The organism is Tunturiibacter gelidiferens (genome assembly GCF_014201335.1).
Taxonomy (GTDB): Bacteria; Acidobacteriota; Terriglobia; order Terriglobales; family Acidobacteriaceae; genus Edaphobacter; species Edaphobacter lichenicola_E.
Map to the genome: position 1 here is coordinate 195221 of NZ_JACHEB010000004.1, position 11918 is coordinate 207138.

Genomic DNA, 11918 nt, shown 5'->3' on the forward strand with positions numbered 1-11918 from the left:
GTAACGCTGATTGCACCAATCAGCATTTGGCGTTCTGTCACCTATGCGGTGTTCGTCGTTCAATTGCGAAATGCATAGCCAGAAGAAGAGAGCATTCCAAAGCACAACCGGCGGCACGAAAGCCTCTCAAAAGCAAAGTAAGCGCCGGACGCCCACCCTGGTCACAGAAAATTCTAAGAAGGATATCCCCCGCACATCCGAGACCCGCAACCGGGCTCTTGCAGCTCTTGGGCAGATGCGAAGGGGACATGTTTCACTATCGGAGGCGTGCCGTCTGGAGCACATCAAGCCTTCAACAGTCCGACGTTATGTGGGCAGCGCGATTCGGCAGGACAAACTTGGTGGACGCTTTCGAGCTACTTCGGGCGACACGTTCCGGCGCGATTTGCAAATTCCGACTGTGGATGGACCGACCGTCATTCAGGTGTACGGCAGCAAAAACGCTCGGTTCATCTCGAACTATCTCAACGCCGTTTCTGAATACCTAAGGACCGGCAAGCGCGAAAAACTCGACTCATTCAAAGGGAAGACCGTGAAGGTCAATGGAAAGAACGTCGAGTTGATCACTGATCCTGCCATGCTATTACCGCTTGCAGAGGCGGACGTACTCCACTTCGATCAGCTATATGCATCGGCAACGGGGCGCGGATGAATGCTGGCGTCATAATTCGTCGGTCGCCTTCGAAGGTCAAAAAGCCACACTGTGTATTGTGCGGTGGCACCGATGACGTAGAAAACCATCATCTTGGAGGACGGAACCACGTTGCTTGGTTCACGACCCCACTTTGTCGAAAGGATCATCTGCGCGTTACGGCAGCGCTTCGGCAAGCCGGAATCGATATGAGCTATGCGCCGAACACGAGAGAGCGACTTGCTCGGGCACGAAAGGCTATTGCAGTTTTTTCGTGGATGTTAGAGGAACGCTTGGACGAGTTCGAACGGAAGGAAACTCAGGAATGACACAAGAAATCTATTTGCGCGCACATACGGTTGCTCAGACAGGCAAAAAGAAAACGGGCGGTAACGCGCTCTCATTGCCGATTTGGCCTGAACGAATACTCGTCTTCGATACGGAAACAACGATCGATGCTCGACAGGAGTTGACCTTTGGGGTGTATTGGCTTTGCGAACTTAAGAGTGGAAAATATATCTGCTCCGAAGAAGGGTTGTTTCACGATGATGATCTTGACGAACGGCAGCTGACGGCGCTGAAGAAATATGTTGAAACGCAATCGGCCCAGATTGAAGTGAAGTCATTTCCTCCACGGCTGGACTTAAAGCTATATCCACGTTGGGAATTCTTAGAAAAGATCTTTTGGAAAGCCATCAAAAATGAACGGATGATTGTTGGATTCAATCTACCGTTCGATCTGTCGCGCCTCGCTGTGGAGTGGGCGAAGGCAGATGACGGCGGATGGTCTCTCATTCTTTCGCAGCGCTGCTCTAAACAAACCGGATTGTGGGAAGCTAATCCGTATCGGCCACGGGTGCGAATTACCGCAAAAGATAGCAAATCCGCTTTTATTTCGCTAACGAAACCCCAGAAGCCTGACGAATGGCCACCGAGAAGTCGCTTCCTCGATGTTCACACTTTGGCATTCTCACTATTCGGCCAATCTTTTAGCTTGGATGCACTGTGCCGCAGCCTCAAAGTTACGGGCAAGCTTAATCACGAGCCAACGGGAAGAGTCACGTCCGAAGAAATCGACTACTGCCGTGGCGACGTTCGGGCGACTGTTACGGGGCTGAACGCACTGAAACAAGAATTTGATCGCTATGAATTAGACCTTCGACCGGACCAAGCCTATTCCCCGGCATCACTGGCTAAGGCCCATCTGCGGAAGATGGGAGTTATTCCGCCTAAGGAAAAGTTCGCGCTTTCGGAACATATAAATGGAATAGCAATGCAAGCATATTACGGTGGCAGGGCAGAATGCCGTATCCGGAAAACGACTGTCCCGGTAGCCCACACGGATTTCAAGAGTCAATATCCAACGGTAAATACGCTGCTTGGGAATTGGAAAGTTCTGACGGCGGATTCTGTTTCTTTTGAACCCGCATCCCTGCAGGTACGCAAACTGCTGAAGACCGTCACACTAAGCAAGACTTTCGATCCTGCGTTCTGGAAAGAACTAAGTTTCTTCGCTCTTGTAGAACCCGATGAAGACGTTCTCCCGATTCGAACCGTTTACAACGGTCAGACCCAGAACATAGGAATCAACAAACTCAGCTCGGATACCCCGATTTGGTTTGCTGGACCTGACCTTGTTGCTTCAGCCTTACTGACAGGAAAGTCTCCGCGCATCATAAAAGCTATTCGCATGGTGCCGCACGGTACGCAAAAGGGACTTAATAGGATTTCCCTCTACGGCACAATAGACATCGATCCGCACAAAGACGACTTTTTTCGCTATGTAATCGAACAACGCGAGCGAAATAGCAGTTCAAATCGCGGTCTCGCGGGTTTTCTCAAGGTGCTCGCAAATTCCGGAAGCTATGGACTGTTTGTCGAAGTCACGCCTGATACGATACAGAAGCCAACCGCAGTGAAAGTGTTCTCCGGGGACACGCTTTTTGAGCAGCAAGGATTATCCGTCGAGAACCACGGAGCTTGGTATTTCCCTCCGCTCGCTTCACTCATCACCGCTGGAGGACGACTTTTGCTTGCGATGCTCGAAAAATCAGTGTCAGAGCTAAACGGAACTTATTTGTTCTGCGACACCGATTCAATGTGTATTGTGGCGACCGAATCTGGAGGTTCCATCGACTGCGATGGAGCTGAAGGATCAGATCAGATCCATACACTCTCCTGGAAAGAAGTAGAGTCGATTTGTAATAGATTCAGGCTGCTCAGCCCCTACGATCGCAATATAGTTTCCGATTTATTGAAGATCGAAAATGTAAATTTCAATTCTGACAAACAGCAAAGACGATTATTGGGATATGCAATTTCCGCTAAACGATACGCGCTTTTCGAACGCGTCGGTGAGGAATTAAATATCATCGATCCCAAAGCTCATGGCCTGGGATATTTATATCCGCCTGCAGACTCGGGAGCAGATAATCGCGATTGGACGTTTGCAGCTTGGGAATGGCTACTACGTAATCAATTAGGCCTAACGAACATCGATCCGGAATGGCTGGACCTTCCCGCGATGATGCGGGTTAGAGTAAGCACCCCTAACGTGCTGAAATGCGTCGACAAAATGTTGAGGCCGTTTAATTTTGTCTTGTGCCCTTTGATTGACACGCTTGTCGGTTATCCGGCAGGTATCGATCGAGACCGATTTGCATTGCTAACGTCATTCACAAAGAATCGTGATGCTTGGATGAAAGCCGACTGTATCAATATTCACGATGGAAGCCATCATTCACTTTCATTCACACAAACACCTCGATTTGACAAGGTGATCCCGCAAACTTTCAGCTACATATTGAGGCTCTATCCGTTTCATCCCGAATCTAAATCACTTGCACCCGACGGGTCGCCGTGCACTGCAGATACACGAGGGGTTTTACAACGGATTCATGTCACTGCCATGCGCACGCGCTTCATTGGTAAGGAGACAGATCGAAAGTGGGAACATGGCGAAGACTTCTCACTGCTCGCGTTCAAACCAACTGAATTTGATGACTTGGGCAAGATTGTAAAAGCATCCCCAACGTTAATCGAACAGCTCGCACCTTTGCCAATAAAGGCGGTAGCTCGAAAAGCGAACGTGGACCGCAACACAATCAGGAAGATCATGCGAGGATTGCCTGTTCGACCTGGCACTCTTCAGCGAATTGCTGCAATCTTCACGCGATTGTCGGTGTGATTTTTTTTTGAACTCGTTCTTGAAGAACTGTGTCGATTCCTAAGTTGCACACACTCGATCCCGAAGTATTGTCCTTGATCATCCTGATGCAATGATCTGAAAGTGGCTAAAGATTTCCGTATGTGGGTTACAATTCGCTAGACCCCAACAGGATCAATCACATGGATCTGATTAAACAGCTCTGGGAGTTACTTTCAAACCCTTCATTTTTCAAAACGCTGTTTGGAGGCACGCCTCCGCACTGGTATCTAGTCGGCCTCCAGCCGACTTTGATTGTGCTCATACTCGTTGCCATAATTGGCTTCATCTGGAAAAACCTAAGCGAGCCAATCGCAGCGCTGTTTAAGGCGCTCGACCAGATTAAGGCTACGCCCGCGGAACGCGAGCGGATCGCCGCCCGAACCCGCTTTGTTGACCACATACTGTCAAGCAGCAGGAAGGTGAATGAACAGGAATTATGGGATCCCAGGCGCTTCACCGAATTGGAAGCGGAATACTACTCCGGAAATATTCCCGGAGCTAGTGTCTGGATGCGAGCCCGGTCCTCGTTTGCATTTGGACCGAGAAGAGTCAAGGCGATTGCTCATAGCTTAGGGAACTCGAATGACCGTATTGCACTAGTCGAGGGCGATCCAGGATCGGGTAAGAGCGTGTTGCTGCGTGAGGTAGCGAATCGGGTTTGTTCTCGTACGGCTAAATCCTGGAAGCGCGACTCGCCTGTTGCTGTCTACTTTAACTTGAAAATGTTGGACCGAAACTCCGATCAACAGATTGATGCTGGGCTCATTCGTCAATTCATAATTGATCAGACAAAACGATCTGCAAATTCAGACCTCGCTAGCTTTCTCGAAAAGTACTTCGACGAAGGTCTTCAGAACGGGTGGTGGCTCTTTTTGCTGGACTCTTTCGACGAGATACCTGAGGTGCTCAGCGCGGACGATCTTAGCGATACAATCGATCAATATTCTCAAGCAATCGTCGACTTTGCCACAGACTTTAATAGCTGCCGGACGCTTCTTGCTACACGGCATTTCAGACGCCCAAAGAATAGCTCTCTTCCCAAATTCCGTATTCTCCCCCTCTCAGATAAGCAGCGAAACGACCTGATCCAACGTGCAGCACTCACAGAGTCAGCAGCAGAACGACTGTACAAAGGCATAGCTGCTCCTGGACCCAGCCTCCGGTACATTTGTGAAAACCCAATGTATCTTGGCCTTCTGATTGAATTCGTTAGGCAAGGTTCAAACGTTCCTAGCAGTCCTCATGAGTTGTTTGCGAGTTTTGTGCGATCCAAATTCGACGAAAAGAAAGACGTTCTACGTCAGGTTGGGATAGATTCTCTCTCTCTAGGAAAATTTGCCGAAACTGCAGCTTTTTTCATCGTTGAGGATTCCAGCCTGAGCCTAAATCCCACTCGTGAAGCTCTCTTGGCCAGGATAGGAATTTCCTACCCAACGTGGCAGTCGGCTGGGAACATGCTCGATCTGTTAGAAACGTTACGGATCTCTCGCGGGGAAGGGGATGTCGTTGACAAAGGGAACCGATTCACATTTTCGCACCGTCGATTTCAGGAGTATTTCGCCACTTGTTATGTAGTTCGAGTGCATGAATCGGTGAGTAATAATCAGCTTTTACTTGATGCCCGTTGGCGGGAGACCGCGAGCGTACTTCTCGGTTCCGAGAATGAAGACCGCGTTCTTCCTTTGCTCTCACTGTCTCAGATGTTTCTCGATGATTTTCTCGTCGCCATCCAAAAGAATGGACAGCTGGAGAAGCTCACTAAGGAAGGTACAAACGAAGAAGAGGCCATCATCCCTGCCTTTTTTGAGTGGCCTCCTGCCTCCTTGCATCTCCTATCTATTCTCCAGGATGGATTTGCTGATGACTCAGGTCGGCTCCCATCAGAAATCCGGACTAAAGTTTCTTCAATCGTTCGTTCGGGATTCTGGCGTGGGCGTCTGGAAGACCGCCGCGTAGCGCTGGAAGTTGCGGGCACTCTTCCCGATGAAGAGCTAATTCCTCTTCTACGCGCTGCCATTTCTTTCGGAAGCAGGGTTTTGGACGACATCGCCTTTCGGCAGTTGCGTAGCCTACGCTCAATTCCTAATGACGTTTCTCTGTGGATTCGCATTACTCTTCTGCGTCGAGCAGGACTCGGACAGATGGTCCGAGACCGCCGAATGATCTTCGCATTTCTAAGTCGCGTTCCCGATGATGGGCGACTTTTGAACGCAGCCACTTTGCTCTCAAGGATCTGTCTCATCGACTCAATAGGGTATGCGATATTAGCTATGGCTGCCATGGCGGATCTCAGCTTAAGGGTCCCCGTGCGACTAGGGTTGGCTACAGCCGCGCTTCTTTCACATTTATCACTGCGCCTCGGCTGGCTGCTAATCGGACGGTTCGTGGGAAACACCGTTACTATTCCGCGGAAAAGGGCCGGGTGGCGAAGGTGGATAATACCTACGATTACTTCAAACGAGAGTCAGAGACTAACAATCTGTTATACATTTGCAGTCGGAACTCCGCTCCTGTTGAGATCTTACATAATCAGCATGCCTGCAGTTTTTTTCGATTTCCCATCCGACAACAATCTCGGTTACTATGCGCTCGGGGTGGCGATCATTATTTCTCTATGGGCTCCAATGGCTACCGTAGCAGTGCTGGTTGATCGTTTTACCGCGCTCAGGTGGTGGCCGTGGTTAACCTTCTATCCTCTCCTTCAGTTAGTTTCAAGACCTGCCGCCTCACTTCGTGCTGTGAGCCAGCATATTGCTAGGTACGCTTTTTTTTATGGCTTTTTGGCGATTGAGTCACTCGCCGTGTGGTTGTTCGCTAGTTTTGGGAGGGGCCACCAAGCATATACAGTGCCGATAGATCCTATATTTGTGGCTGGCGTTCTGTTTTATGGCGGAGGTATTGGGTGGGCCGCCTTTAGATGGTGCAGAGATTGGAACCGGCTTCGAAGGTTTGAAAGTGTCCCTCAGGAACTAGCGCCAGCGGACTTTCTAAGGACGCTGGAGTTGTATAGCCTTAATTCTTTTCGAGCCCGCTTAATTCGCTTTGTAAGCGGCAACGCGCTATTGCCGAATACTGACAGATCACTCGATATTGTGCGGAACTTGGCTCTCGCCCTTGAGCGTGATCTTTCCCGGACCAATGAAGAGGTGGCTGCTACGGGTTGCGTAGAGGTTGATGAGTGGAGGTCCAACTATGTTGCGCGCCGGAAACGAACTAGACGATTCGGCTTGTCGTTTTGGGGAAAAAAAGTTCTTGATGAGTTAGTTACCCTGGAGCAGCGACTGATGGAATTGCGCCGGGCGAAGACGTAACTCCATTGGCTCGCTGGACGAAACTTTACAACACAGAGTCCACCCTCATACTTCAAGGGGATGCTTGCCACAAATCGATGGAAGAGTCGCCCTTAAATCACAAAAAAAATCATCTACCCAAGGCAGTTTTTAATTGCAGGGGGTGAATTTTCCCCTCCATATAGCTATCCCCGGGCCTTTGCGGCAGTAGGAGTGTGGCTTCGACGATACGAGGGAAGTGGAGAACAGCGGCCCACTCGCCTTTTCGGTGTGCTTCCCAGATGACTTCGCCATGAAGCAGCGTTGCGACTTCAGAGGGCGAGAGGTCGCGATGGAAGTCGAAGTATTTCGTGTCTGCGGACTCGTTCTGGCGGCCGAGGTTGATCTGCTTTGCCAAAGGCGCCCATTTCGTGGAGAAGATGAGGGCGACGTCGTAGCTTCCTGGGTCGGCTGCGGCTCTCTGGATCTGCTCGAGCGAGAAGTTCAGGATCGGAGTGGTTTTGATGGGGCGGTTGGTGTAGCCGAGTTCGGGGCGGTTCAGCTCGGAGACTGCGGGCCAGGCGGTGAGGACTATGGCTTCGGGGTAGTGAAGGTCGATGAAACGAACTGCCTGCTGATGCAGGACAACGAAGTCGCGGTAGGTGAGATTGTCCTCAGGCGCAAAGGCGTAGGGCGGGTTGATCCAGATGGCAGAGAGGAAAGCTGCGGCGCTGAGCATGGCGATGACGAGCCAGCGCTGAGGGATGCGGCGACGCCAGGTGTTGACGCAGACCAGGAGGATGAGCGGATACATCGGCAGCAGATAACGCGTCAGAAGTGCGCCGCCGAGGATGGAGAACGCGATCCAGTTCGCGAGAAGGATGACGCCGATCGCATAGAGTGCTTGCCGAGGAATAGGGGGGCGCTTATTCAAGTCAGCGACCGGGATGAAGGCTGCAGCCACCATACACACCACAGGAGCAAACATGTTCATGTGCGCGAAGAGATGTAGCAGGCGATGCCAGAGGCAAAGGAGGATGCGATAGGCGTCGAGGTTTGCGGTTGCGTTGTAGCGAAGGAACTCAGGATTGCCGAATACGAAGCCGGTTCGGTGATAGTGATACGCATACCACCCGACGAGCGGCACGATGGGTGCGAGAAGAGCGACGATCCAGCTGGAGTGGAGTTTGCGGGATAGAGGTTCGCTTCGACTTTTTGTGAAGAGAATTGCTTCCCAGAGCGCAAGAGCTACGGGAGTGACGATCGCTGTCTCTTTCGAGAGTGCGGCGAGAGAAAACATGAGCGCTGCGAAGAGTGGATTTAGCGTGGGCTTCGAGCGTGGGTCTGCGGCATCTGCGCGGTCGAAGTAAAAACCAAGCCCCCAGAGCGTGAACGCTGCGGCGAAGATGTCGGCGTGGGCGAGGGTGCTTTGCGCAAACCAGATTGGGTAGAGGGCAGTGAGTACGACCGTGACTGCGGCTACGGCTGAGTTGGTGAGATCTCTTGCAATTTTGTAGACGCCCAGCAGAGCGGCCGCTGCGACCATGCAGACCAGGGTACGGGTCCCGCTGACGACGTATCCCGAGAGATGCCACCAGCCCGCGAGAAGGATCGAAGGCAGCGGAGGGTGTGCATTGGTTACCGTGCTCTGCGGGATGAGTGTGCCCGTGCGGAAGAAGTCCCACGCGGCAGGAATGTAATAGCCTCCTTCGTCCCAGAAGTAGGGCAGGCGAAGGAGGCGGAAGTGAGAGAGATAGACCGCAACGAAGAAGAGCGGATAGAGCATCCAGAGAGGAATATTCTCGAACGGCTGGCGGTCTTCGTCGATGCTGCGATGGGGTTGCACGCTTTAGTTGATGGGGCCTTCGGTCTGGGGGAGCTGCTCGAGCGTGATCGAGCCGAACGTCTGCTCATACTGCGCCAGATTGTGGCCGAGCACGTTCCAGAGAGCCTTTGCCTGCTGAGGGCTGAGGTAGATGCCCTGAAAGTTCTTCACGTTCAACTCGTCGGGGACGTCCTGGGTCATGGTGCCGAAGACGAGGAAGAAGTCCCAGACACTCATGCGGACCTGAACACTGTTGGCGTAGCCGTCGCGATAGTTTTCGACGTTGCTGAGCTTGAGCTGGGGCTGCTTGTCTTGCGGCTGATTGGGGTTCTGCTGGCTCATCGAATCTCTTTCGGGTTTGGATTGCTGTCAATTACTGGAATCTGGTGCGGGAGAAGGGACTCGAACCCCCACGGATTTCTCCGCTTGGACCTAAACCAAGTGCGTCTGCCATTTCGCCACTCCCGCATTCTTCGAGGGCGACACCGTGATGGTGTGCGAAGAACTAAAGTGCCACCACCAGCCTATGGCAAAGGGGTGTTGTTTGCAACGTTCTGAGTGATGAAAAACGGTCAGTGCTTGATGAGCCACATGATCCAGCTGGCCGCGACGGTGCCGCCAACGAAGAGGACGAAGCAGAAGGCTCCGAAGCGGATCATCGTGCGTGGTTCGGAGCGCTGGGTGATGCCGAAGACGATCGAGGTGAAGAGGGAGAAGAGCAGAACTGCTCCGAAGTGAGAGATGGTCACGAGCGCTTCCTCCCGGTAGCCAGAGAGTGCGCGTCTACGGCGGAGATGATATTGAGCAGGCCGGCGACGACCATGAACTTTGTTCCGTAGTCGGCGGTGGCAACCTGTACCGTGACCTGGCCGAGATCGAACATGCGGGCAAGGATGTAGAGCAAGCCGTTGCCGAGGTCGCCGGCGAAGTTAAGGATGTCGAGCAGATCGCCGGTATTGGGCGAGTAGATTTTGCCTTTAAGCGCAAGGCCGATGGTGAACATGGCAACGATCGAGACCATCAGAAGGCCGCCACGGATCCATTTGCGTTGCATCAGGTGCCCTGCGCCGGGGATCAGCCAGCCCGCGATCAAGATCATCGTCGGCATTGAAGAAGATTTGCCAGTAACTCGCGTCTGCGCCTGTACGTTGGTCGTCATTGTCACTTGTCATGATATCAGTTTCCTCTGCCTTGAGATCTTGAACGGCTGAGAGCAACGTCGCCAGAATCAGTCAGGAATATATCGGAAGCTTCGTTGTTATAGAGGTATGGCTTCGTCTCCGCACCCAAACCGGCTCCTGAGCCATTCGCAACTTTCAAAAAATGAAATGGGAAAATAGAAGTCAGTATGAAAGCAATCTCAAAAATATCCTCGCTCCTCATTCTTGTTCTCTCAGCGTCAACGCTTGTTGCGCAACATCATCGTCACGATGCCGAAGGCGGCGACCCCAACGCCATCAACGCGAAGCTGGGCACCGTTCATATGCCGGTCTCCTGTCAGGCATCCGTGCAAGCTCCCTTCGAACGCGGTGTCGCGTTGCTTCACTCCTTCTGGTTTGAAGAGGCTAAAAAGCAGTTCCAGGCTGTAACTACGGCCGATCCCCAATGCGCTATGGCTCACTGGGGAATCGCGATGACCGAGTGGCGTCCTCTATGGGATGGGATGCCGGAAAACCGACGGCTCGCCGGTATCGCGGAGATCGACAAGGCGACGGCCCTTCACGCCAGGACCGACCGGGAGCGCCGCTATATTGCTGCTCTCAGCGACTATCTCCACTCCGATCCTGCGCAGAATGACAAGGCCACGCGCGCCTATGCCGACGCAATCGGTGCCCTGCACGCCGCCTATCCCGACGACGTCGAGGCGACTGCCTTCTACGGCCTTGCTCTCGTTGCCAGTAACGAACCACGCAAGGCGCTCGACGTGCTCGAACCAGGCTTCAAGGCGCATCCCGATCATCCCGGATTCGCACACTACATCATTCACGCGGCCGATAGCCCGCAATACGCTGAGGAGGGCCTACCGGCTGCTGAAAAATATGCCGCTATCGCGCCAGACTCCGCCCATGCTCTGCACATGCCCGGACATCTCTTCGCCCGGCGCGGAATGTGGCAGGAGGATGTCGACTCCAATCTGGCCTCCGTGCGCGCATCGGAGTATGCCGAAGAGCACAACCTGGGTGGGGTGGGGCATCAACTGCACGCCGACGAGTTTCTTCTTTACGCCTATCTCCAGCAGGGCAAAGATGCCGATGCCCGGCAGGTTTTGGATCGCCTGGAACCCCTGGTCGTACATCTTCGTTCACTGCCGGGCATTCAGGATGACGGCATGGCTCTCTTCATCACTTACTTCCAGGTGGAGATGCCCGGGATCTATTACATGGAACTCCACGAATGGAAGTCTGTTCTCGCCATTCAGGAGCCTGCGGGATCTATCCTTGCCGCCAGATACTATCGCTTCTGGGAGCAGGCCATCGCCGCGGGACGTCTGCGAGATGCCGCCGCTGCAGATAAAGCCGCCGCCGGCGCCCAGGCTCTCTACGATCAAATGGCGAGCGATAACAGCCCGATTGCGGCGGAAAGAGAGGCTGCCGAGGGCACCATCAAAGCGTGGCAGAGCTTCGCGCACAAAAATGACGAGGAAGCTCTTCGTCTGATTAGCGCCGCAGCCGACAGCCAGGACCGCGTCGGTCAGGCCGAAGTCGACATCCCCGCACGGGAGATGTACGCGGACATGCTGCTTACAGACAACCGTCCCGCTGAAGCTCTCGTACAGTACCGCACGGCCTTGAAGCTTAGCCCCAATCGGTTCAACGCGCTCTACAACGCTGGCCGCGCGGCTGAGGAAGCAGGGAAGCCGGAGGAAGCCAGGACCTATTTCCAGCAGCTGATGAAGACAACCGATCGTGGCGAGCATTCAGAGCGCTCGGAAGTCATCTATGCCAGAAACTTTCTGCTGAAAGCATCATCTGGCGCGATGTAATG

At 53.0% G+C, this 11918-nt stretch carries 8 protein-coding genes and 1 tRNA gene; 4 read left to right on the forward strand and 5 right to left on the reverse strand.

The window, feature by feature from the left end; translation table 11 throughout:
• Positions 1–70: 70 nt before the first annotated feature.
• The 3 genes from HDF14_RS09670 (at position 71) to HDF14_RS09680 (ending at position 7150) form a co-directional block, all read left to right on the forward strand.
• On the forward strand, positions 71–652 hold the full coding sequence (locus HDF14_RS09670; protein WP_183975915.1) for a hypothetical protein: 582 nt from the start codon (positions 71–73) through the stop codon (positions 650–652).
• Between the two features lie 304 nt (positions 653–956).
• Positions 957–3818: a DNA polymerase gene (locus HDF14_RS09675; protein ID WP_183975917.1), complete on the forward strand. Its 2862-nt coding sequence runs from the start codon at positions 957–959 to the stop codon at positions 3816–3818.
• A gap of 161 nt (positions 3819–3979) precedes the next feature.
• Complete coding sequence (locus HDF14_RS09680; protein ID WP_183975919.1) at positions 3980–7150, forward strand: NACHT domain-containing protein; 3171 nt, start codon at positions 3980–3982, stop codon at positions 7148–7150.
• 109 nt (positions 7151–7259) lie between these two features.
• Here HDF14_RS09680 and HDF14_RS09685 read toward each other — a convergent pair whose 3' ends face one another.
• From HDF14_RS09685 to HDF14_RS09705, 5 genes are all read right to left on the reverse strand, one after another.
• Positions 7260–8954: an ArnT family glycosyltransferase gene (locus HDF14_RS09685; RefSeq protein ID WP_313899535.1), complete on the reverse strand. Its 1695-nt coding sequence runs from the start codon at positions 8952–8954 to the stop codon at positions 7260–7262.
• A gap of 3 nt (positions 8955–8957) precedes the next feature.
• The gene (locus HDF14_RS09690; protein ID WP_183975921.1) at positions 8958–9275 is read right to left on the reverse strand and encodes a DUF3467 domain-containing protein; all 318 of its coding nucleotides are present in this window, start codon (positions 9273–9275) and stop codon (positions 8958–8960) included.
• Positions 9276–9317: 42 nt separating this feature from the next.
• Positions 9318–9401, reverse strand: a tRNA-Leu gene (locus HDF14_RS09695).
• 104 nt (positions 9402–9505) lie between these two features.
• On the reverse strand, positions 9506–9682 hold the full coding sequence (locus HDF14_RS09700) for a hypothetical protein (RefSeq protein WP_183975923.1): 177 nt from the start codon (positions 9680–9682) through the stop codon (positions 9506–9508).
• A complete protein-coding gene (locus tag HDF14_RS09705; RefSeq protein WP_183975925.1) occupies positions 9679–10092 on the reverse strand; it encodes a DUF6677 family protein in 414 nt (137 codons plus the stop codon). The genes HDF14_RS09700 and HDF14_RS09705 overlap by 4 nt, the downstream gene beginning before the upstream one ends.
• Positions 10093–10281: 189 nt before the next feature.
• Between HDF14_RS09705 and HDF14_RS09710 the strand changes: the two genes are divergently transcribed.
• Complete coding sequence (locus HDF14_RS09710; RefSeq protein ID WP_260698154.1) at positions 10282–11916, forward strand: tetratricopeptide repeat protein; 1635 nt, start codon at positions 10282–10284, stop codon at positions 11914–11916.
• Positions 11917–11918 lie beyond the last annotated feature (2 nt).